Source organism: Pseudoalteromonas sp. SCSIO 43210 (assembly GCF_054133285.1).
Genome location: NZ_CP087225.1, coordinates 1,154,839 through 1,178,467, shown reverse-complemented (window position 1 = coordinate 1,178,467; position 23,629 = coordinate 1,154,839). Strand labels below are relative to the sequence as shown.

The window sequence follows — 23,629 nt, the reverse complement described above, 5'->3', positions numbered from 1 at the left end:
GTTGCAATTTAAGAATTAAAAACTAGGCAGAATGCAACTATCTGTTGCATAAATCGAACATATAGGCAAAGTGAATGGATAGAATTATTGCAGCTGATGTATTTATAAAAATTGTAGAGCAGAAAAGTCTAGCCGGTGCTGCCCGTGCTTTAGATATGTCTAGATCTATGGTTACACGGTATTTGAATCAAATGGAAAAGTGGGCAAATACCCAACTACTCCATAGGTCAACAAGAAAAATAACACTCACGGCAGAGGGTGAAAAAGTACTTAATCATAGCCGAGAGCTCATTGCCATCGCCCAAAATATTAGTGCGCCGATAGAAAGTAATAACAAATTAAACGGGCAAATTAGGTTGTCGTGCTCGCCTTTTTTAGCACATGATGTACTACCAGATATGTTGCAACAATTCTTACACGCTCATCCCGAAGTCAGTATTGATGTACAAATTAGTAATCACGTTACAAATTTGGTAGAAGAGCGAATAGATTTAGCAATTAGAATTACCAATGACTTAGATCCTAATATAATTGCTCGCCCACTTGGGAAATGCCATTCAGTATTATGTGCAAGCCCAGAATATTTAGAAAAAAACTCTAAGCCTATAACTACGGATGATTTGAGTCGCCATAACTGTTTAAACTATTCACGGTTTGAAAAAAGTATGTGGCATTTTTCACACCCTGAAAAACCCGTATCTGTAGCGATTGCTGGTAACTTCAGTGCTAATGATTCGAGCTTACTGTTAAAAGCTGCTCTTAATAATCAAGGAATAACTCTACAACCTAAGTTTGCTGCGCAGAAATATATAAATAATGGAAAGTTAATACATTTACTACCACACCTTAAACCACAAACTTTGAGCATATACGGTATTTACCGCTCCAGGAAACATCAGTCACTTGCACTTCGTTCATTTATTGATAGCTTAGTAACGTATTTTGATAAAATTGATACTTAACAATAAGCGAAAACTATTAAACGTTCGCTATAAGTTCTTTATTTAAGAGTTGAAATAGCGCTTTGTAAGCGCTATTTTTTGGAGAAGGGATTTATTATTCGTCTAACCAATCTATTGCTGCGGTAGCATTTTCAAAGTATTGAACCTCACCCGATATAAACCAGTTACCTATTTTTGCCATTCGAGCTTGCCACTCTTTATTACCGTAAATAGCTACTTTTTTAAATTCTTTAGAGTGCTTAACACCTAATTTTAAGTCATCCCACGCTGCGCGTAATTCCCAACCTTCAAGTTCGCTACCATCTATTAAGGCGTTCACGACTGGGTGCTTAACTTCGCCAAGAGCTGAGTTTATCATTGGGGTAATTATCTTGTAATCGTCGTGAGTAAGCGTACCAACGGCTTTGAGTTTTAAAAAAAACTCTCTTCCTGCACGTTCAAGACCAATAGATAAACCATGTGTTGTGTGTACCATTACTGCTCTCCTTAAATAGGCTGAGTGGTAAAAGTACACCTTCTAAAATTAATTAGTCCTGAACTAGATCAATAAATAGTCTCAAATAAACGACTCAATTACGCATTTTGTACGCGAGATATCTGGTTTTCTACATCAGTTAAATGACCCGTTTTAAGCCATACTTTTGCACCATTACTTCCCGCTTTAACGTTAACGGAGCTATTGATAGGCACTCTTAACCAACTGTTTTTTACAAAAGTATCGGCTTGCTCATCAAATGAGCCTTCAAGTACTAGCAGCTCTGCTCCACCTTTTGCGTTTATAACCATGCAGGCGTTGGGCTTAAAGTGCAGCAAGCTTACCTCTTCAAAGTCGTCTTTATATAAAGGGGTTACGGCAATATTTTTAAAACTAGGATGCACCGTACTTTGCATCAAGTTTGTTTGCAAACGCACGTGCGTTCGGTCATCTGGCTGAAACTGCCATAACTTTACAAATATAACGCAGCCATTTTCAGACCCCGGTTTGTGCTTTGATTGCGGTGGATTACGGATATAAGAACCTGCCGCAAAGTCACCATGCTCATCTTGAAATACCCCTTCAAGCACAACAAACTCTTCACCGCCTGTATGTACATGCGGCGAAAATTCACTGCCAGGTGCATAACGAACAATAGTCGTTGCGCGAGCAACTTCGTCGCCCACTCTATCGAGCACTCGTCTATCAACGCCCGCCATTGGCGATGCAACCCACGGGAGCGATTCGCTATGTACCACAACTCGTTTACTAAAATCGGCAGCTATTTTCATATTTGGCTCCTAAGCGTAACTTCACTTAAATTTTAAACTAATAACCTAATTAAGCTGCAACACTTGGGCGTTTTGCTACTTTTTCTTGCCATGCAACTAAATGGGTTAACTCATTCGGGATTGCTATTTGTGCAAATCCAGCAAATACCAGCCCAGCATACAAAGTAATATCAGCAATACTAAATTGTTCACCAGCAACAAACGCCGATTGCGCTAGTACATCATTAAAATAGCTAAACCCTTGGCGCGCTTTTTCGCCTTGTTTTTCACCCCAAGCCACATTTTGATATGTTTCAAGCTCAGGACCTAAGCCATCAGTTGCATGATGAAAGTAAGTTGCCACAGCGTCAAGCACCATAGATTCTGCACGCTTTTGCATCATGTTAATTACTGCACGCTCTTTTGCGGTTTCACCCATTAAAGATGGGCCTTCAAACGTGGTATCAATATACTCAGTAATAGCGGTACTTTCTGATATAAACGTGCCGTCATCTAGCTCTAATACGGGTACACCTGCTAATGGGTTTTTAGCTAAAAAGGCTTTTGTTCTGTGTTCACCATTTAATAAATCAACAGCTACAAACTCAACATTTGAAGTGGCATTTTTTTCAGCTAAAGCGATACGAACACGAAGTGGATTTGGAAAGTTTTCTACATCATAAATTTTCATAGCAATCTCTACCTTTATTGTTTAGAAGTGAATTAACGGCGCAAACTACCTACCGATAGGTAATTTATAATATTAAACTAAATTTAAGTCAACGTTTAAATTTTTCTGATTTATGGGATTTAACTTAATTCATAATAAAATTTGGGGGTTGCTTAAAAGTAAAAACACTTGTAAATAACTACCTACTGGTCGATAATTTTACTGTACCAATTGCATTAAATAAGTGATCTATTATTGCGCTAAGAATATAGCGCAATGAAAAAGACGAAAATTATGGCATGCAGTTGTTCTAAATGAATAATTTTTAACGCAGTTAGTAAGTTATTTAATGCGATAGAATGATCATGTTTTAATAAAATTGGTATTGCTACGGATAGGAAATATTAAAAATGAGTAAAAAAGAAGCTTTATTAAAAGCAGCTGAAAACAAGGTGCGCCTTGGCGGGTACAGTAATTTTAGTTTTAGAGAGCTCGCCAGCGAAGTCGGCATTAAAAGCGCCAGTGTGCACTATCACTTTCCAACTAAGGCCGATTTAGGTGCAGAGCTTGCTCATCAATATACTGATTCTTTTTTAGCTGCGTTAGGCGAGCCAAGCGAGCTTAAAGCAAGCGGTAAAAATCCTATTGATGTGTACATACAGCTTTTTAGAAGTGCATTAGTAACCGATAAAAAAATGTGTTTATGCGGGTTGCTAGGAGCCGAAAGCGATAGCCTTCCAGATAAAGTACGCCTTGAAGTAAAACGCTTTTTTAATCAAAACCTAACATGGCTTAGCGCTGCGCACTTAGCTAATGGTGAACTCAACCCTACTAAAGCGGCTATTCAAACAGTGAGCTTGCTTGAGGGCGCTATGATGATAAGCAAAACGCTCGACGATAATAGTTACTTTGAACTTGCAACTCAGTAATACCTAAATTTAGTACACAAAAAAAGCGAGCTATTGATAATCAATAGCTCGCTTTTTTAATGCTTTAAATAACTTATGTGATTATTAAACCGCTGTTGGTTTAACTTTATGCTTAGAGTGCACAATTGCTAAAACAATTAAACCTATCACAGCGACTGCTGCGCCAATAGGTTTACCTAAATCACTTGATAAGTTAAGACCAATTGCGGCAGTACCAATATAAGAAACCGTTACCGCTGTTGCTATAACAGCAGGAACACTGGCAATCCAATGGAATGTGCCACGGTCAAACAAGTACTTAGTGGCAAGCCATAATACGCTTGTAGAAAGCAGCATGTTTGAAAATGCAAAGTAGCGCCAAATTAATGAGAAATCGAGCTTCGTCATAAAGTACGCAATTGTCAGTATAGGAACGGCCACTAGTAATCTGTTACGTATGCTTTGCGGAATATTAAACGCATCAACAACAGTTAAACGTAATGAGCGGAACGCTGTATCACCAGAAGTAATTGGGAATACGGCTACTGCAATAATTGCCATTATACCGCCAAATACACCTAAGTAACTGTTAGCTACATGGTTTACTACTAAGCCTGGACCACCTTGATCAAGCAATGCTTTTAAGCCTGCGTAACCCTCTGGGAACGCTGCAATACCAGCAAGTGCCCATACACAACCTACAATACCTTCACACATCATAGCGCCATAATAAACTGGACGTACGTATTTTTCGTTAGTTAAACAGCGCGCAATAATAGGCGCTTGAGTAGAGTGAAAACCACTAATAGCACCACAAGTAATTGTTATAAATAACAATGGCCATGTTGGTAATCCATCTGGGTTTGGCTCTAAAAAGTCATGTGCGTGATCAGCTTCAAAGTAAGCTAAAAAGTCACTTGGTACCGGTAAGTGCGGCGCATTAATAAGTAATGAAATAGCAATTGCCACTGTCATTACAATCATTAGCGCACCAAAAATTGGGTAAAACTTAGTGATAATTTTATCAATTGGTAGCAAGGTCGCTAAAAAGTAATACGCTAAAATAGCAAGTACCCAAAAGGTGTTGCTTGCCAGTATTGTACCTTCAAAAAAATCAAGGTTACTTAGCAAACCTGCAGGGCTCATAATAAATACTACACCTACAAAAAACAGTAGCATGGCAGTAAATACAAGCATAAAGCCTTTAAATACGACGTTGTAATAATGGCCTGCGATTTCTGGTAGGCTTTTACCGTCTTCTTTTATACTCATTACACCTGAGAAGAAGTCGTGTACAGCGCCACCTAAAACATTACCAAGTACAATCCATACTAGTGCAACTGGTCCGTATAAAGCACCTAAAATTGGGCCAAATATTGGACCTACGCCAGCAATGTTTAAAAACTGAATTAAAAATGCTCTTACAGGGTGAATAGCGACGTAATCAACACCTTCGCTAAAGCGTTTTTGTGGTGTGTCAGCAGTTGAATCCAAACCGGCTTGTTTTTCAACAAATGGGCTGTAAAACTTATAGCCCAGTATTAAAATAGTGAGGCAGATAAAAAAGATGATCATAAAGCACGTTTCTCTTTTTGTATTTGTATTATAGAGCGCATTGTGTGTCGCCCCGCCTTTTCAATCCGTGAATAATCGACGAACAATAACAAAGCTTCAACCCTCAAACAATAAGACGTTTAGCTAATACAATAATCGATATAAGCCACTATTTACGCAACCTGCACACTTAACGTTCCACATTGAATATTTATTACACGCGTCTTATTTTGGGCACAAAAAAAGCGGTTAAACTTTTACGTTATAACCGCTTTCACACACAATGTTTTTTAAAGTGGGTTCATAAACTCACTAATTTGTTGATGCGTTAAAGTAGGTGTTGCGCCAGAACTTTCGGCGACCATTGCTCCAACGGCACATGCAAAGTCAACGGCATATTGCGCGTCGTCGTTGCTACAAAGCTGATAAATTAACGAACCTAAAAACGAGTCCCCTGCGCCAACAGTGTCAATTACGCTAATTAAATAACCTGAATTATAAAAATTCTCGCCTTTGATTGTTAATAAAGCACCGTGGCTGCCTTTGGTTACACATAAGTAATCGGTATTTGTTTGCTGTGCTATAAACGCTAAATTTTGTTCAAGCGAATGAAACTTACAACCCATCGCTTTTGCAATTTCGTATAGCTCTTCATCGTTTAACTTAATAAAGTCTGCTTTATTCATTAAATCTACAAGTGTTTCTAGCTTGTAATGCGGTGCACGTAGATTTACGTCAAATACTTTAAAGTTTGCTACATCAACGAGTTGATTTAACGTAGCTAAAGACGCTTCGCTTCGCCCAATTAGGCTGCCAAATACAAATACATCGCTACTTTTAACTTTACTAAGCAACTCATCGGTAAGCGCTATATTATCCCACGCAGTGTCTGCCACTATTTCATAACTTGCAGAGCCACCACTGTCGAGCGTTACCTCAACCGTGCTAGTTTTTTTGTCACTATTAATAGCAATGTATTCGCAGCTTACGCCTTTGCTAGTAATTTCGCCTAGTAACTCAGCGCCTAACTCGTCGTTACCAACAGCGCTGATCATATCGGCTTTAATCCCTAGTGAGTTAATACGCACACACATATTAAGTGGCGCGCCACCTAGGCGTTTACCTGAATCAAAACAATCCCACAGCACTTCGCCAAAGCAGCTAACACTTACGTTTTCGCCTGATTTATGATTAATTAAAATGCTCATAATTAGTTACTCTTTTGATCAAGTACAGCCTGCATAATGGCTTTAATTTTACTATTAGGTGCATACAACGCAGCAATCGACTTTTTATATTCAGCAGTAAACGTTTCGTTATGCTCAAGCTTACCAAACAAGCTCGTTAACTTTAAAAATGCAATTGGGCTAGTTTGAGTCTCTTGCGCGTAAGAATTAAGCTCTTTGTGCATCGCATCTTGAATTTCAAGCTTTTCGCCGTTTTCACTTAAACCCTTATCGCTGTATAAGCACCAAATAGCAATAACAAGCGTTGCCAGTGATACATCTCGACCTTGTACTAGGTTTTCGTTAATTGTGGCAATTAAAAACTTAGGCAGTTTAGCTGAGCTTTCACTACAGATACGCGCTAGGCTGTCTTTAATATTAGGATTAGCAAAACGCTCTATTAACGTATCTTTGTAGCTTTCAAGGTCAATGCCTTCAAGTGGTGGTTCAAGATTTGGCGTTACTTCTTTATCCATAAAAGCACGTAGGTATGTGGCAAATAATTCATCCGATACCGTTTCGTCAATAGTGCCATAGCCATGGATTGAACCTAATAAACCAAGCACAGAATGCCCTGCATTAAGTAAACGTATTTTCATGGTTTCATAAGGCGTTACATCAGTAACAAACTGAGCACCAACAACATCCCAACTTGGACGACCATCACTAAATGTGTCCTCTATTACCCATTGTGTAAACGACTCACAGGTAATTGGCCACTCGTCGCTAACACCATATGCATCAACCACGTAATCAATATCACTCTTTTTAGATACCGGTGTAATACGGTCAACCATCGCATTTGGAAACGATACGTTTTGCTCAATCCACTCACTTAGGTTTTTGTCTTGCTCTGTAGCAAAGGCTAAAAGCATTTTGCGTGTTACGTTACCGTTGTGCTGAATGTTATCGCACGACTGTACTGTAAACGCGCCTAGGCCTTGCTCTTTACGCAATTTTAACGCAGCAGTAATGTAGCCAAACGCTGTAATTGGGTCGTTTGGGTTATTAATGTCGTTAATAATATCTGGATTACTGGTGTCAAACTCGCCCGTTGCAGGGTTAAAGTTGTAACCGCCTTCGGTAATAGTAAGCGACACAATTTTAGTATCGCTGTGCGCTAGCTTATTAATTACCGCTTGTTTGTCCTCTGGAGCAAACAAAAAGTCGATCATTGAGCCAATTACTTTGTTATCTATTTTACCGTCTGGGTGTCTAACAGTAAGCGTATAAAGGTAATCTTGCTGCTTTAAAATATCACGCAGACCACGGTTACCCTCTAAAAGGCCAACACCACATATACCCCATTGCTCAGAGCCCGGAGTTTTTAAAAGCTCGTTAACATACACTGCTTGGTGAGCACGATGAAAACCGCCCACACCAATATGTACAATACCGATTTTAACTGCACTACGGTCGTAGGTTGGTGTATCAACATGGCTTGGTAATTGAGCCAAGCTTTGTTGGTTTAGCCCTGTAACTAGAGCGTCAGTGTGTTGATGTTGCGTCATGGTGCGACCTTACTAAACAAAGATAAAATATAAATTACGATACTGTATTACGATAAGTAATTACGATGCTGTATTGAGTACTTTATGGCGTTTTAACGACCAGTACGCAGTAACAAAATAAATAACAGTACAAATAAAACAGGCTATTTCGAACTGCGATTTATTAGCGCTGTACATATTCATTGTTTCACTGAAAAACATCACTTGGCTGGCAAATATAAAAATAATAACCAATGAAACCGTAGAAACCGCGTTAAGTACTTTTGTAAATACAGAGCTGTCAATTACTGGCTTTGGAATGTCTTTAGCCTCAGCAGCTTGATATTCTTTAATATCACGTTGCTCTTGCTTTTCTGCTGCTATTTCTTGTGTGTAATCGTCACCAGCGCCGTATTTTTTAGCTAAAAGCGTGTAAACAACAATGGTGAAAATCCATGTAGGAATAAACAAGTAGTAAAACGACATTACATCAATTGCGTTTAAGCCAAAGCCAAACACAAGTGCTAACGCCCAAGATGCTATAGCCGGTACGCTGCGGGTAATATTTTTATATTTAGCCCAGTAACGTGTTAGGCCAATTTTAGGAAATAACACATGCTCAGCAAACACAATGCCGCCTACTGGTACAACTAATAAGCCTGCGTAGGTAAGTAGCGGAAGCATTTGAGAAAATACAAATGGGAAACACGCAATAATTACGGTTACAACACCTACAATAGCGGTGGTGCGTTCACGTGATTGATTAACAAATATAGATTGTGCTGCAAGGCCTGCACGGTAAAGGTTTGCGTTAGCTGTAGTCCAACCGGCAATAATTACAATAACAAAACCAGTCCAACCTAATGCATGGTATGCAACATCGCCCGGATCAAGTGATGAAATAGTTGTTTTAAGTAATACCGCAACACCTGCGCCCATAATACCGGCAGAGATCCACGCTAAGTAATGACCAAAAAACATGCCCACACCAGAAAACAAGCCATAGCTTTTGCGTTTAGCAAATCTAAAAATAGCCATGTCGATTAAACCAAAATGAGTAATTGAGTTAGCAGCCCATGCAAAGCCAATCACTTCTAATAGGCCAATGCCCTTTTCACCATCGGCGTTGGTGCCTGTCCATATGGAGGAGTCGCCTATGGTCATAAAGTCGCTAAAGCTACTTAAAGAGGTAGAACCTAATACATGATTTGAAAGCTCAGGGAATAACGCGAACGAGCCTGCAATAAATATAACAAATAGCCACGGCGCACACAGCTTTGAAAAGTCAGCAACCGTAGAAAAGCCATACATCGCAACAAATACAACAATAGATCCAACAGCTAAAACAATGGCTACAAACCAAAAGCTATTTGGATACCAATCAAGTTGCGCAGGTATATCAAACAAAAACCGCACGGCGGTGGAGGATACCGTGATCATAGCGGCCGATATAACACTAAAAATAACCACGTTAGCCCAGTTATAGAGCTTGGTCATTGAGTTACCAGCAATTTTGTTTAAGTAGTTATATAAACTTAAGCGGGTTTCTACTGCAATGGGTGCAGTAATTAGCCACCAAGAACACATTGCTAACAGGTTACCTATTAATAAACCAAGTAGAATATCGATGGTTGAAGCGCCTAATGCAACAAACGTTGCACCAATAACAAATTCAGTAGCCGCAACATGTTCGCCAGCATATAGCCCTGCAAAATGTTTCCAGCCGTGAAGCTTATTATTAGCAACAGGAAGTTGCTCTTCGTTTACATCTTTAAATGTTTGTGTGTGTGGACTCGTTGCCATGGTATTTCCTATTGTTAACAGCAAAATATTTGATACCAATCTGCATAACTATTTGAATAATTTAACGAGTTAAATTACCCCATAACGTCGTTAAAAATTTTATATTTAGAACAACTAGATATAAAAATTTTTGCCTAGTTACAGTGCAATTTTCTTATCGTTAAATAAACCCCATATTCAAGCAGATTGGTATAGTACCTAAATACTTTGCCTTTTATAATTTGGCTTATAAACGCATGATGTTTTGCCATGTTTTGTTTTTAGTAAAGCAAAACCATCTACATTTATATTTTGCGTTTGCTTGCCTGTCAGTGTGTAAGGCGAGCAAATCGCGTTTAAAACTTTGTGTATTTAAAAAGCTGCGTGTTTACTGCTTTTTAAGTTCAGGGTATGCACTAAAAAAATCTTGCCAATGCGTTAAATGATCAACATTTGGGTAAGCACTGTGTACATGATTAACAGAGCCTTGCATATGTTGCCCACCGCTGTAATGCAGTACTTGCATATTGGCGTCAATTCCTGCGTTTACGCCTGCTTTACTGTCTTCAATAACTAAGCAATGCTCTGGCTTTACACCCATTTGTTTAGCTGCATGTAAAAATAAATCGGGGGCTGGTTTGCCACGCTTAACTTCGCTGCTGGTAAAAACCGTATCGCTAAAGTACTTACTTAAGCTCACTACGCTCAACGCTTTTGCGGTGCGTGCTGGGCTGCTGCTAGTAGCTATACAAATAGGAACAGCTAAATTGTTAAGTACGTCTTTTATACCGTCAGTCGTGATTAGTCCTGTTTCAAATTCGTTTAATAGTGCCTCGCGGTAGTCACCTTCAAAGCTTTCAGGAAGAGTGACATTAAATGCATCCGCTATTTTTTGGCTTACTGTTTTAAAGTTGCAGCCTAAAAAGTGTTGCTGTACATAAGCGCGGTCAATCTCAACGCCTTTTTCAACAAGCATATTAATGAGTACGTGTGCGCTTAAAATTTCGCTATCAATAACAACGCCATCACAATCAAATATCACTAGCTCAATATTAGTATTCATCTTGTCACCTTATTCAAACTGTTTGATTTAGCTAATTTAAGCATAACGAGTTAAGCGCGATTAATATTGTGCAACTTTTTAGCACAATCCAGCTATGGGCATAAGCCCATAGACTGAGCATATTCCCTTTATTGCGCGAGTATGTCAACACACTGTAAGTATAAAACGCACCAACGTGGTGAAAATACCGCCAGATAAAACTAAAAACCTTTGTATTTAATAAATTTTATAAAAGCATATTGCGACTAAGGTCGTAGTAAAAAAATTACATTAATGTAAAAAGTGTATCTGCAAATTCATTTCATCTATTTTACAAATCACATCAATCTAATTAATCAGTTTTACCGAAGTTAATAAAATTAATACTATCGTTAACAGATTAACAGCCTGCACCACTGCCGGCACTTTTAAATAGATGAGGTCGACAATGAATACTCAAATAAACAAAACAAAATTAACACTCACTGCACTGGCACTTGCAATAGCATTACCGGCAAGCGCAGCAACAACTCTTACTAAGGATAACGGCGCAGCTGTTGGCGACAACCAAAATTCAATGACTGCTGGCGAACGTGGCAGTGTATTACTAGAAGACGTGCAACTAATTCAAAAACTGCAACGCTTTGCACGTGAGCGTATTCCAGAGCGTGTTGTGCATGCTCGTGGTACTGGCGCACACGGTGTGTTTGTAGCATCAAAAGAGCTAGATGATTTAACAATTGCAGCACCGTTTGCACAAGCAGGTAAAGAAACAGACGTATTTGTTCGCTTTTCCTCAGTAATTCACTCAAAAGGCAGCCCAGAAACACTGCGCGATCCACGTGGCTTTGCAACTAAGTTTTACACAGACCAAGGTAACTGGGATTTAGTAGGTAATAATTTACCTGTGTTCTTTATTCGCGATGCAATCAAATTTCCAGACATGGTTCACTCTTTAAAACCATCTCCGGTTGATAACATTCAAGATCCTAATCGCTTTTTTGATTTTTTCTCGCATGAACCAGCTTCTACACAAATGCTAACGTGGGTTTACAGTGACTACGGTACACCAGCAAGTCTTCGTAAAATGGACGGTTGGGGTGTACATGCATACAAAATGATTAATAAATCGGGCGATGTTAAATACGTTAAGTTTCATTGGGTAAGCCAACAAGGTATTGATAACCTTGACTCAAAAGAAGTAGCTAAAGTGCAAAGCCAAGACTTCCAACACTTAACACGCGACCTATACAGCGAAATTGGTAAAGGTAACTTCCCTAAATGGGATCTATACATTAAAACGCTTGATCCGTCGCAGCTTGATGACTTTGATTACAACCCATTAGATGCAACAAAAATGTGGTTAGACATTAAAGAAACTAAAGTAGGAACAATGACCTTAAACCGCATGCCAACTAACTTCTTCCAATCTACAGAACAAGTAGCAATGGCACCGGCAAACATTATTCCAGGTATTGAGCCATCAGAAGACCGTTTATTACAAGGTCGTATGTTTTCTTACGCTGATACACAAATGTACCGCCTAGGTGCTAACCACCAGCAATTGCCAATTAACCGTGCAAAAGTTGAAGTGGTGAACTACAACCAAGACGGCGCAATGAATATTGGTAACACTACAAGCAATGTGAACTACCAGCCAAGCCAAGAAAACGTAGCTGAAAACCCAATTGCACGTAGAAGTAACACAGAGCTAAAAGGCTTTGTACAACAAGCCGCGATTAAAAAGCAGCAAAACTTCGCGCAAGCAGGTGTTATATACCGTGGTTTTAGCAAGCAAGAACGTACAAACCTAATTAATAACCTAGCTGGCGATTTAGGCAAAGTGCAAAACAGCAGTGTTAAACACAAAATGCTTAGCCACTTTTACAAAGCAGACAGTGAGTACGGTACACGCTTAACTAAAGCTGTAAAAGGCGATATTAAAATGGTTAAACAACTAGCCGCTAACTTATAAGCAACTAGTTAAAAGCAATTAGTCCCAACTAAATAGCTATTTAAACCACAACCATGAGGAAGGAATAAACCCCTTCCTCTTTTATAAGAGGCAATGGTTATGCGTAATTTATTAATTATAGTCGCTCTACTACTGAGCTTTACCAGTAGCGTTTACGCTCAAAATACATCAGATACACAAACACCCAGTACGCAAGTTGAAACCCAACATTCTGCAAAAACTCAATACCAAAGCTTATTTGCTTATTACTTTGCCGCAGCACGCACAAACGACACAGCTGTAATAGAGCAATTTGTAGATGCCGGTATTCCTATCGACAGCTACAACAATAAAGGCTATACCGCGTTAATGATTGCCACTTATCATGGCAATAAAAACACGGTTAACACGCTTTTGCACTTAGGTGCCAATGCCTGTTTAGAAGATAACCGTGGCAACACAGCGCTAATGGCCGCTATTTTTAGAGGTGAATTTAGTATCGCTAAAACGCTCGTATCACTTGATTGCGATAACGCGCATCAAAACAAAGCCGGTCAAACAGCCGAGCAGTTTGCACAAACATTTGGTCAACAAAAAGTTATAGAGTTACTAGCAAAGGTAAATAATGCAAAATAATCTGCACGCAATAAAAAGCCCTAAAATAATAGGGCTTATTTTTAATAAAATTAGTCTTATGTTGCAGACGCTATTTGAGGTTGTTTAGGCTTTTCTCGCGTTACAAAGTAGCAAATTAGCGAGCCTACTGTTACCAGCACAACCCCCTGCCAAAACGAAGCACTCAGCGTAATAGATAAATACAACGCCGAAATAATAGTAGAAAACACCGGTGTAAAGTACGAAAGCGTGCCCAAAAACATTAAGTTACCGCCAATAATAGCTTGATTCCACAGTGCATAACCGCTCCCCACGACTACACCAGCTAATAGTAATGTTATGCTTGAACTGAGTGAAAACGTTAATGGCGCTTCATTACTAAGACCATATTGCGCCCACAAACTCATTGCCGTAACAGCAAAAAATAACGTAATGGCATTTTTACCATTACTCAGCTTTTGCGTTACTACACAATAAATAGCCCATATAAACGCTGCAGCTAATGCCATTAAGTAAGTAGCAGGATTATCAGCAAAGTTAGTAACAAGCGTATCGAGTGACATTTTTTGATCGCCCGTAATACACCAAGCAACGCCTAAAAAAGCAATGATCATGCTTGGGTAAACCCAGTAACTTACTTTTTTACGACCAATAATAATAGAGAGCAGTATAGTCAGCGTGGGCCATAAATAATTAATAACCGCCATTTCCATTGCCTGATGACGACTATTTGCCATACCAATAGAAAGCGCCAAACAAATTTCGTGCGCTACAAATAATAAAGTACCTACTACCAAGTAACGTTTTGAAAACCCACTAAACTTGGGCACTCCCATAACCAAAATTAAAAATATCGCACTGACAGAGTACATAGCCGCCGCACCACCTATGGGGCTAAACAACTCAGAAATATCCCGAAGTAATGCAACTAAGCAACTCCACAGTAATATGGCCGCGACTCCATAAAGCGTGTATTTATTTTTGCTTAAAAACTCCATATTAAACCTAAAGTACTACTCATGAATTTGAGCCTAAGCTAACAGTAATTATTTAATTAAACAATAAGGGTCTGTTGATCTTTCAAGGTTAAATTTGCAGCAGTCTGTTTGGTATTTAGGCAAGGCAGAGCCTATATAGTGTGGTTATTCCCCATTAATGGGCGATAACGTAGCATTAATGCCAAACAGGCGCTGCCCAAAGGGTTCTTCCTAGGGGCTACTTACTCTTTGTTGCTCGGTTTTTACTTAGCCCACTAGGTTACAAATCTCGCGCCGCGATTAAATAGCCCCTAGTTTGAACAAATTTTAATCCGCAAAGATCAACAGACCCTAAAGTTAATAGCTTAAACCTCTCGTTTGTTTTTAGCATTCACCCTTTTTAGTAATTGACCTTTTGGTCAGTAAAGCTACAATCAATCAATACGTTAAACACGCAAACTCTATAATGACCACACAAATAAAACCAAATAAAAAAGAAGTGACACGCGAGAAAAACCAAAAACTAATTTTAGATGCCGCCGAGCAATTGTTTTCGCAATTAGGTTACGACGGAGCAAGTATGAGCATGGTTGCTAAAGAAGCGCAGGTGCCAAAAGCTAATATTTTGTATTACTTTAAAAGTAAAGATGGTCTATACGAGTCTGTGATCGACCGCATAATAGCTAATTGGAACTTAGGGCTTGATAACGTCACAATTAACGACGATCCAGCTACCGTGCTTTATAACTATATTAAAAGCAAAGTAATACTGGCCGTAAATCAGCCAATGCAATCTCGCTTATTTGCCAGTGAAATACTGCGCGGTGCCCCTTATTTACAAAACTACTTTAGAACCAATACCCGCCCTTGGGTTAAACAAAAGGTTGATGTACTTCAAGCATGGATGGACGCAGATAAAATGGATAAGGTTGACCCCTACCATTTGCTCTTTACTATTTGGTCTACCACGCAATATTACGCCGACTTTCAGGCTGAGGTTTTACTCGTAATGAACAAATTAGAGTACGACGAAACCGATGTGGCACAAATTACGCAATCAATTGCCCACATAATTTTAAAAGGTATTGGTCTTAAAATACCTGAGCAAAGTGAGACTTAACCCATGACATCCTTTACTACACCCGATTTGTTTGACGATCATCGCGATAAAGTACAAGTAGCAGACAGCGGCCTTTATCACTTTGGTAAAAAAACCACGTTTTATGGCAAAGTAGTTACCGTTACCTGCCCAGAAGACAACTCTTTTGCCGCCGATATATTGCATGAAAATGGTAAAGGTAAAGTGTTAGTTATAAACGGATTTGCGAGCAAACGCTTTGCGTTTATAGGCGATATTATGGCTGAACGTGCCTTAAGTAATGGCTGGGAAGGCGTAATAATAAATGGCTGTTGCCGAGATATTGAAATACTTGCCACGATGAACTTACCTGTAATGGCGCTAGGCTCTACACCACGTAGTACCTTAAAGCGCGGCTTTGGTGATAAAAACCAAGCTATTACCATGCTTAGCACCACTATTGAACCTAACGATTGGGTTTACGCCGATATTAATGGTTTAATCATCAGTAGAACGCCCCTTATTTAGCACTCAAAACCATATAAATAAAGACCAATTTGGTGCATCTGCGCACCAAATTGGTTTGTTTTAGCTCATTTTAATCTCACTATTTCTACAGCCCACATTTACAAATCTCATATAACCCAACAAAACCTGACCAGTTGGACAGGATTTTAATTAATGGCATTCCTCTTGCTTAGGTTTTAAACAATATAATAAGCTAACCGATTAAAAAGCGGATCAGGCTCTGTAAAATAAAAACAAGATGTTACGCAGTGAGCTGAAAAATAATAAAAATTAATCCGTCTTTTTAATCACTCTAAATCTGAACTGCTTGGTCAGATTTTTTATAACGAGTGGTGATATGAGTACCAAAAATAATAATACGACCGGTATTTTTTGTGACCATGGTCCCACCCTGTGGCAAACAAACCAATCTGGTCTACTTACAAACAATCGCTTAGCTGTAAAAGATGTATTTGCAGTAAAGGGCGAGCGTAACAGCGCAGGCAATCCACACTGGTTTAAAACAGCTAAACCGGCTCAAAATACGGCAAGCTCGGTTAATAAGCTCATGGCCGCTGGTTGTAACTTTATAGGCTTTACCCATACTGACGAACTGGCTTATAGCTTAGAAGGTAATAATATACATTATGGCACTGCGCAAAATCCTAAATTAAAAGGGCATGCTTGCGGTGGTTCGAGTATGGGGTCTGCTGCTGCAGTTGCTGCAAACTTAGCTGATATTGGCTTAGGCACCGACACTGGCGGCTCAATTAGAATACCCGCCAGCTATTGTGGTTTATATGGCATAAGGCCAAGCCATAACGTGATTGAAAAAGACGGCCTAGAACCGTTGGCTCCGCCTTTTGATACCATAGGTTGGCTTACCCAAAGCGCTGAGCTATTAAGCGATGTAGGTAATGTACTGCTACCAAATCAAGCTATTAATAACGTTGATACCTTAGTTATTTGCGAGCCGTTATTTGAACTCGTTGACTCTGCTTTACAAGCCCCACTTAAACAATTGTTTGAAAAAACCAAGCCTAATTTTAAGCACCATAAAGAATTTGAACTACCTAACAGCAGCTTATTAAATGAACTTGCTGATAGCTTTAGAGTACTGCAAGGGCGAGCAATCGCAAAAACGCATAAAGATTGGCTTCAATTGCCGGGGCAACTTCCCCAGTTTGCTCCAGCAATTGCGGCACGTTTTAATATGGCGCTTGCCCTAACTGATCAAGAAGAACAAGAAGCACTAAAAGTACAAACCCAATGGCAAACACTAATAGCTAAAAACCTAAATACAAACAGCTGTTTATTTTTGCCAACCACCCCCACAACCGCACCTAAATTAGGCGTCGACACAAGCGCCTTACGCATGCAAATTATTACGCTTTCGGCAATTGCAGGGCTTAGTGGCTCAGCGCAAGTGCATTTACCGCTGGCTGATTTAGCAAATGATCATCCGTATGGTTTTTCATTAATGATGAGCCACGGTAACGATAAAAGCCTACTTGCTTGCGTTAAGCACCTAGCTGCACACTTTAAACAAGGCACAACGGCATGACCACACACAACATTGCATTTACCGCGTCTCATTTTTCGGCCACTGAGGCGGGTATAAATATATTACAACAAGGCGGTACAGCTACCGAGGCTATGGTAGCGGCTGCCGCTGCTATTAGTGTTGTATATCCACATATGAACTCAATTGGTGGCGACAGCTTTTGGCTTATCGATAACCCAAATCAAAAAACGCCCACTGCTATTGACGCCTGCGGCCGCGCAGCAACTAATACAACGCCCTATAACACGCTCACACAAATACCAGAGCGCGGCGGATTAAGCGCACTAACTCAAGCGGGCACAATACGCGGCTGGCAAAAAGCGCTTGAACTAGATGAGCATGCGGCACTACCACTGTCAAAAATTTTAGCACCTGCTATTGAACTTGCGCGCGAGGGTTTTACCGTTACAAAAAGCTTGCAAGCAGGCTGCGAAAAGCTAGCCGCTGCGAACAATACCAATGACGCGTTTAAAAACCTCTACATACCCAATGGCAAGCCCTTACAAGCAGGCCAGCATTTTAAAAACCCTAAACTTGCAGCAACGTTTGAATACCTAGCAAAGCATGGTTTAAACGCATTTTATGAAGGCGCACTTGCCAACTCATTTGCCGCCGACTTAGCAAAAGCAGGCAGCTTAATTACCGCAGGTGACATTGCAAATACTAAAGCCGAGGTAGTTACTGCGCTAAATGCAAACCTCAGTGGTATTGATTGCTACAACTTACCCGCGCCAACACAGGGCGTACATTCACTACAAATAATTGGTGCCGTAAATAAGTTAAAGCATTTAGCTAAAACCGATGCCGACTGGACACATTTAATTGTTGAGGCAACTAAACAAAGCTTTACCCATCGCCCTACCCTTTGGGCTGACCCTGATGTGTTAGGGGATGATTATAAAAACGCACTAGCCGATAATCGCTTAAGCGAACTTGCTAACAATATTGATATGGCCAAAGCCAAAAAATGGCCATTTAACGCAGAGCCTGGCGATACCGTGTGGATGGCAGCCAGAGATAAAAACGGGCAATTAGTCAGCTTTATTCAAAGTATTTACTGGGAATTTGGCAGCGGAATATTAATGAGTGAAGGCGGCTTTGTGTGGAATAACCGTGGTTTAAGCTTTAGTTTAAACAATCAAGATACCAACGCCCTTGCGCCAAATAAAAAGCCCGCTCATACACTTAACCCAGCAATGGCAAAGTTTAGCGATGGTCGTCGACTTGCTTACGGAACAATGGGCGGTGAAGGGCAGCCACAAACTCAAGCCGCTGTTTTTGCAGGCTACGCGTGGCGAAATAAATCAATAAAACAAGCAATTAGCGACCCTCGTTGGTTACTTGGACGCACATGGGGCGATACAAGTACAAATTTAAAAATTGAAAAAGGGTTAGTTTTTCATATAGAACATGAATTAAATCAACGTGACCACGATTGGGTAAGCGTTGATAATAATAACGAAATGATGGGGCACGCTGGGGCGATTTTAGATACACCTACAAGCCTTGAAGCTGCAACAGATCCTCGTTCAGATGGACGTGCAACAGTAACTACAGCAGGAACACAATGTCAGAAATAATAAACCAATGGCCAATAGTAGCGGCTTTAATAGCAACCGGTATTTTTGCCGGAATTTTAGCAGGACTTTTTGGTGTAGGCGGCGGTATTGTTATCGTACCTGTGCTGTATTTTTTACTGCAAGGTTTTGGCGTAAGCCCAGAGTCGGCAATGATGATAGCCACCGCTACATCACTTGCAACCATAGTACCTACTTCGCTTTCATCTATTCGCTCGCATCATAGCAAAGGGAATATTGACCTTGCGCTAATAAAATACTGGGCACCATTTATTTTAGTTATGGCCGTTGTAGGCAGCTACTTAGCGCACTCAATACGCGGTAATGCACTGGTACTTATGTTTGCCTGTATTGCTATTTTAGTCAGTTTAAACATGTTATTTAGAGCCGGCGCACCCGCGCTTGTAAAACATCTGCCAGGTAAATTTGGTCAAGGCGTTATGGCAAGTATTGTCGGTGGTTTGTCGGTAATGATTGGCATAGGTGGCGGCACTATTGGCGTACCTATGCTAAACGCATTTAATGTACGCGCCCATGTTGCAGTAGGTACTGCAGCCGTTTTTGGTTTATTGATTGCGCTACCTGGCGTTATTACCTTATTAAGTATTGGCACAACGCCAACCGATGCTCCCCTAGGTACGTGGGGATTGGTAAACCTCCCTGCCTTTTTTCTTATTATTCCGCTGACTATTTTATTTGCGCCTATTGGCGTAAAAATTGGTAGCAAGCTGGACCAAAAACAACTAAAACGCGCCTTTGCCGTTGTCTTAATGATAACCGGCATACGCATGCTCATTCAGACTCTGGGAGCCTAAAATATGTTTAATAACACGCAAGTTCAAACCTTAAACCCACCACAGCGTTTATTAATGGGACCAGGCCCAATTAATGCCGACCCTCGTGTTTTACGTGCTATGTCGGCGCAGCTTATAGGCCAATACGACCCAGTAATGACCGGTTTTATGAACGAAACCATGGCACGTTACCGCGAAATTTTTAAAACCAAAAACGAATGGACCATGCTAATAGATGGCACATCGCGCGCAGGGATTGAAGCCGTATTATGCTCAATTTTACGCCCAGGCGATAAAGTACTAGTGCCAATTATGGGGCGCTTTGGCCACCTACTTGCTGAAATAGCAGAACGCGTTGGCGCAAAGGTGCACACAATAGAAGTACCGTGGGGCGAAGTGTTTACGCCAGAACAAATCGAAAAAGCCATTGTTGATGTAAAACCCCATGTACTTGCTATGGTACAAGGCGATACATCCACCACCATGAACCAACCTCTTGAGCATATTGGCGATATTTGCCAAAAGCACGATGTACTATTTTATTGCGATGCCACCGCCTCTATTGTGGGTAACGAACTTCCTGCCGATGAATGGAAACTCGATGCACTTTCTGTTGGCCTGCAAAAGTGTTTAGGCGGTCCTTCTGGGTCTGCGCCATTAACGCTTAGCGATAAATGCGCCGATTGGATCCAAAAACGCAAAAAGGTAGAGGCAGGTATTCGCACGGCCGATCATACCGACGGCACAGAGCCCTTTGTACGCTCAAACTATTTTGATTTAGGCATGATCATGAATTACTGGGGAGAAGAGCGCCTCAACCACCACACCGAAGCCACCAGCATGCTGTATTGCGCCTCAGAATGTGCTCGCATAGTTATTGAAGAAGGCGTAGATAACTGCGTAGCGCGCCACAAATTACATGGCGATGCCATGCTAACAGGCATTCAAGCACTGGGCTTAAATGTATTTGGCGATTTAACGCATAAAATGAACAACGTACTGGGTGTTTATATACCCGAGGGCATTAATGCCGATCACGTACGCGGGCAAATGCTAACCGATTTTGGAATAGAAATTGGCACCTCGTTTGGACCACTGCATGGCAAAATTTGGCGTATTGGCACCATGGGTTACAACGCCCGAAAAGATGCTGTATTACAAACATTAGCAAGCCTAGACGCTTGCTTACATGCCAATGGTTACAAAGGCCCTAAAGGCGAAGCCGCCATTGCCGCCCTTGCTCACTATGAATAAAAAAGGATTTAGCATGACGATTGAATGCCCACAACACAGCCCTCTATTAGATAAAGAACTTGCTGATGAATACGCAACACGCGCTTTATCTCGCTGTAAAACCCTCAGCGCACTATCGCAAATGCAAGGCGGTATTCACCGCGTGTACTTATCAAAAGAGCACAAAGAGTGTAACGCTGTTACTGCATCGTGGATGGTTGAGGCAGGCATGCAATCGTGGCAAGACGAAGTGGGCAACCTTTGGGGTCGGCTTAAATCATCAAACCCCCATGCTAAACGTTTAATTATAGGATCGCACCTCGACACCGTTCCAAATGCAGGTGCGTTTGATGGTATTTTAGGTGTACTACTGGGGATTGAAATAGCAGCGCTTGCACACACGCTTAAGCTTGATTTACCGTTTCATTTAGATGTAGTGGGCTTTTGCGATGAAGAAGGCACCCGCTTTGCCACTACTTTAATTGGCTCAAAAGCACTCGCTAACGAATTTGACCCACAGTGGCTAAACATTGAAGACACAAACGGCATAACTATGCACCAAGCCATGCTCGACTTTGGCCTAAACCCTAACGACTACGCAAAGGCAGCACTAAACAAAAACGAATTACTAGGTTACTGGGAAACTCATATAGAGCAAGGCCCGGTACTCGAATCGGTAAATCAGGCGTTAGGGGTTGTAACTGCAATCGCAGGAGCAAAGCGCGCCATGCTTACCCTAACAGGGCAAAGCGGTCATGCGGGTACAACGCCAATGGACTTGAGGCAGGATTCATTAGCAGGCTGCGCTGAATTAGTAACCGAAATTGAAAAACTAGCAAGTAATGCTAAAAATGGCGAAGTTGCCACCGTAGGGCAAATACAGTCTCGCCCTGGGGCTACAAACGTGATTGCAGGCAAAACAACCATAAGCCTAGACGCACGCGCACAAAGCGACACAGATCTCGCTAACTTATTAAGCGCCATACAAAGCAGCGCACAATCTATAGCAAGCAAACGCAATTTAACGCTTGATTGGCAATGGACGCATGCCGCCGATGCCGTAGCGTGCGACACCACTATTCAGCATTTGTTTTCAAGCGCATGTAAACTCAATAACCAAGCATCGCCTTCACTTGCCTCAGGCGCAGGGCACGATGCAATGGCAATCGCTCCAATTTGCCCCGTTGGCATGTTGTTTATACGCAGCCCTGGCGGTATAAGCCATCACCCAGCAGAAGCAGTTATCGACAGCGATGTAACAAAGGCACTCAGTGTAATGTACAGCGCGCTTTTACTTTATGTGAAAGAGTGTGAGTGATTTTAAGGTAATCGAGTAAACCAAGTATATTAACTTGGTATGCTTAGGGGCTTAAACCTCCTCAAAGTCATTTGGAGGTTATTACTGAAGGCAGGTAAATGCAGGAATATACGTTATTTAAAGTAGCTTTATCGGACTGCCCTTTGCTCTTTTAGGCTAAGGCGTTTATGTGAGCTATATACATGTTGAATGTTTGTACCATTAACCAAATATGCATCCATTTCAACAGTAATTAGCCCCGATAATGGCTTGATTTCTAGAACACCCAACTCACCTAAATTTGCAGATAGTAAAGTATTATTCCTAATAGCTAACAAAGTTTTGTCAGTATCTCGTAAGTCACCATTCACATATAATTTAGCACCACTAAACCAAGTGTTAATTATTTTAACTTTGATTGACTTAATAGTAAATTCAAAGGATTTTCTCATCAGATCTCCATATTCAGAAAATGTAATTATTATACTTTGTGTTCTTATGTGTTTGGCGCACAAACACTTTCTTTTAATACCCGCTTAGTCGATGCTGGGTAATTTTTTAGTGCAGCCAAAGGGCGAATTGGCCGCTGAACCAAATTACCTGAACAGTTTGGGCACACGTTATTTAACAGCGTTTGAGCACAACCAGAACAAAATGTGCATTCAAATGAACAAATAAAAGCCTCACTGGACTGTGCAGGTAGATTCTTATCACAACATTCACAATTAGGTCTTAAATCTAGCATTTAGAGCTCCCTTTTATCCACCCAATACTGAGTAAATATCTATTACCTTTTATAACTTTTGATACCTGATGCTCACTTACATCAGGGCGGAATAGCTTAACCCGCTTTGTTTCAAATATCGGATTACTGCAAATAAACTCACCACCCAAATCTGCTTTTTTAAGCACTATATTCAATCGATAGTGTTTACCAGATTCAACTTTGTCTGTGTGTGGTGCTATTTCACTTCCTTGTGGGAATTTAAGCAAATATGTATCAAATTTAATTGGCCACGTAGCACCACAAATCAACATTTTATCGTAGCCTGATTTTTGTCGGCCTCGCTCCCAACAAAATAATTTACTCAAAAAAAACATACAATCCCTCGAAACAGCTAACAAGCTGCAGGTTAACTCGTTTTTTATTTTTA

23 protein-coding genes are annotated in these 23,629 nt (G+C 40.6%); 11 read left to right on the top strand and 12 right to left on the bottom strand.

The genetic code is table 11. The features are described from left to right. The first annotated feature begins 74 nt into the window (after positions 1-74). Positions 75-962, top strand: coding sequence for a LysR family transcriptional regulator (locus LOS73_RS05300; protein ID WP_008139280.1), 888 nt, complete (start codon positions 75-77; stop codon positions 960-962). Between the two features lie 94 nt (positions 963-1,056). Here the strand turns inward: LOS73_RS05300 and LOS73_RS05295 are convergent, their stop codons facing one another. The 3 genes from LOS73_RS05295 to LOS73_RS05285 all read right to left on the bottom strand — a co-directional run bounded on the left by LOS73_RS05295 (position 1,057) and on the right by LOS73_RS05285 (position 2,898). Then, positions 1,057-1,437 (bottom strand): SpoIIAA family protein, encoded by a 381-nt coding sequence (locus tag LOS73_RS05295; protein ID WP_002960091.1) that lies wholly within the window; start codon positions 1,435-1,437, stop codon positions 1,057-1,059. A 98-nt stretch (positions 1,438-1,535) separates the two neighbouring features. Beyond that, positions 1,536-2,228, bottom strand: a complete 693-nt coding sequence (locus LOS73_RS05290; protein ID WP_008139283.1) for a cupin domain-containing protein — start codon at positions 2,226-2,228, stop codon at positions 1,536-1,538. Between the two features lie 49 nt (positions 2,229-2,277). Continuing rightward, entirely contained in the window at positions 2,278-2,898 is a 621-nt protein-coding gene (locus tag LOS73_RS05285; protein WP_457934619.1) for a glutathione S-transferase family protein, read from the bottom strand. A gap of 389 nt (positions 2,899-3,287) precedes the next feature. Here LOS73_RS05285 and LOS73_RS05280 point away from each other — a divergent pair, with 389 nt between their 5' ends. After that, positions 3,288-3,806 carry a TetR/AcrR family transcriptional regulator gene (locus LOS73_RS05280; protein WP_007378853.1) on the top strand — a complete coding sequence of 173 codons (519 nt, stop codon included), beginning with the start codon at positions 3,288-3,290 and terminating at the stop codon, positions 3,804-3,806. Positions 3,807-3,890: 84 nt separating this feature from the next. Here LOS73_RS05280 and LOS73_RS05275 read toward each other — a convergent pair whose 3' ends face one another. From LOS73_RS05275 to LOS73_RS05255, 5 genes are all read right to left on the bottom strand, one after another. Further along, positions 3,891-5,360, bottom strand: coding sequence for a carbon starvation CstA family protein (locus tag LOS73_RS05275; protein ID WP_457934618.1), 1,470 nt, complete (start codon positions 5,358-5,360; stop codon positions 3,891-3,893). A gap of 269 nt (positions 5,361-5,629) precedes the next feature. Further along, positions 5,630-6,547, bottom strand: a complete 918-nt coding sequence (locus tag LOS73_RS05270) for a carbohydrate kinase family protein (RefSeq protein WP_007584308.1) — start codon at positions 6,545-6,547, stop codon at positions 5,630-5,632. A 2-nt stretch (positions 6,548-6,549) separates the two neighbouring features. Beyond that, positions 6,550-8,076 carry a mannitol dehydrogenase family protein gene (locus LOS73_RS05265; RefSeq protein WP_457934617.1) on the bottom strand — a complete coding sequence of 509 codons (1,527 nt, stop codon included), beginning with the start codon at positions 8,074-8,076 and terminating at the stop codon, positions 6,550-6,552. A 60-nt stretch (positions 8,077-8,136) separates the two neighbouring features. Beyond that, a complete protein-coding gene (locus tag LOS73_RS05260) occupies positions 8,137-9,858 on the bottom strand; it encodes a purine-cytosine permease family protein (protein ID WP_457934616.1) in 1,722 nt (573 codons plus the stop codon). Between the two features lie 367 nt (positions 9,859-10,225). Continuing rightward, positions 10,226-10,900 carry an HAD family hydrolase gene (locus tag LOS73_RS05255; RefSeq protein WP_457934615.1) on the bottom strand — a complete coding sequence of 225 codons (675 nt, stop codon included), beginning with the start codon at positions 10,898-10,900 and terminating at the stop codon, positions 10,226-10,228. A 427-nt stretch (positions 10,901-11,327) separates the two neighbouring features. On the opposite strand from LOS73_RS05255, the gene LOS73_RS05250 reads away from it, so the two are divergent. Further along, on the top strand, positions 11,328-12,854 hold the full coding sequence (locus LOS73_RS05250; RefSeq protein WP_457934614.1) for a catalase: 1,527 nt from the start codon (positions 11,328-11,330) through the stop codon (positions 12,852-12,854). 99 nt (positions 12,855-12,953) lie between these two features. Beyond that, a complete protein-coding gene (locus LOS73_RS05245) occupies positions 12,954-13,469 on the top strand; it encodes an ankyrin repeat domain-containing protein (RefSeq protein WP_457934613.1) in 516 nt (171 codons plus the stop codon). A 56-nt stretch (positions 13,470-13,525) separates the two neighbouring features. On the opposite strand, the gene yddG is transcribed toward LOS73_RS05245, so the two are convergent. Further along, positions 13,526-14,446 (bottom strand): aromatic amino acid DMT transporter YddG, encoded by a 921-nt coding sequence (gene yddG / locus LOS73_RS05240; RefSeq protein ID WP_457934612.1) that lies wholly within the window; start codon positions 14,444-14,446, stop codon positions 13,526-13,528. A 445-nt stretch (positions 14,447-14,891) separates the two neighbouring features. On the opposite strand from yddG, the gene LOS73_RS05235 reads away from it, so the two are divergent. The 7 genes from LOS73_RS05235 to LOS73_RS05205 all read left to right on the top strand — a co-directional run bounded on the left by LOS73_RS05235 (position 14,892) and on the right by LOS73_RS05205 (position 22,496). After that, on the top strand, positions 14,892-15,545 hold the full coding sequence (locus tag LOS73_RS05235) for a TetR/AcrR family transcriptional regulator (RefSeq protein WP_004334664.1): 654 nt from the start codon (positions 14,892-14,894) through the stop codon (positions 15,543-15,545). Between the two features lie 3 nt (positions 15,546-15,548). Continuing rightward, the gene (locus LOS73_RS05230; RefSeq protein ID WP_457934611.1) at positions 15,549-16,031 is read left to right on the top strand and encodes a putative 4-hydroxy-4-methyl-2-oxoglutarate aldolase; all 483 of its coding nucleotides are present in this window, start codon (positions 15,549-15,551) and stop codon (positions 16,029-16,031) included. A gap of 337 nt (positions 16,032-16,368) precedes the next feature. Further along, on the top strand, positions 16,369-17,574 hold the full coding sequence (locus LOS73_RS05225) for an amidase family protein (protein WP_457934610.1): 1,206 nt from the start codon (positions 16,369-16,371) through the stop codon (positions 17,572-17,574). Further along, positions 17,571-19,154: a gamma-glutamyltransferase family protein gene (locus LOS73_RS05220; RefSeq protein ID WP_457934609.1), complete on the top strand. Its 1,584-nt coding sequence runs from the start codon at positions 17,571-17,573 to the stop codon at positions 19,152-19,154. Before LOS73_RS05225 ends, LOS73_RS05220 begins: the two co-directional genes overlap by 4 nt. After that, positions 19,142-19,966: a sulfite exporter TauE/SafE family protein gene (locus LOS73_RS05215; protein WP_457934608.1), complete on the top strand. Its 825-nt coding sequence runs from the start codon at positions 19,142-19,144 to the stop codon at positions 19,964-19,966. The genes LOS73_RS05220 and LOS73_RS05215 overlap by 13 nt, the downstream gene beginning before the upstream one ends. 3 nt (positions 19,967-19,969) lie before the next feature. Then, positions 19,970-21,199, top strand: a complete 1,230-nt coding sequence (locus LOS73_RS05210) for a pyridoxal-phosphate-dependent aminotransferase family protein (RefSeq protein ID WP_457934607.1) — start codon at positions 19,970-19,972, stop codon at positions 21,197-21,199. Positions 21,200-21,212: 13 nt separating this feature from the next. Continuing rightward, a complete protein-coding gene (locus LOS73_RS05205) occupies positions 21,213-22,496 on the top strand; it encodes an allantoate amidohydrolase (RefSeq protein WP_457934606.1) in 1,284 nt (427 codons plus the stop codon). Positions 22,497-22,624: 128 nt separating this feature from the next. On the opposite strand, the gene LOS73_RS05200 is transcribed toward LOS73_RS05205, so the two are convergent. The 3 genes from LOS73_RS05200 to LOS73_RS05190 are packed head-to-tail and all read right to left on the bottom strand — an operon-like array spanning position 22,625 to position 23,576. Continuing rightward, on the bottom strand, positions 22,625-22,927 hold the full coding sequence (locus tag LOS73_RS05200) for a hypothetical protein (RefSeq protein WP_457934605.1): 303 nt from the start codon (positions 22,925-22,927) through the stop codon (positions 22,625-22,627). 44 nt (positions 22,928-22,971) lie between these two features. Further along, on the bottom strand, positions 22,972-23,220 hold the full coding sequence (locus LOS73_RS05195; protein ID WP_457934604.1) for a DUF1272 domain-containing protein: 249 nt from the start codon (positions 23,218-23,220) through the stop codon (positions 22,972-22,974). Beyond that, on the bottom strand, positions 23,214-23,576 hold the full coding sequence (locus LOS73_RS05190) for a 2OG-Fe(II) oxygenase (RefSeq protein WP_010553586.1): 363 nt from the start codon (positions 23,574-23,576) through the stop codon (positions 23,214-23,216). The genes LOS73_RS05195 and LOS73_RS05190 overlap by 7 nt, the downstream gene beginning before the upstream one ends. Positions 23,577-23,629 lie beyond the last annotated feature (53 nt).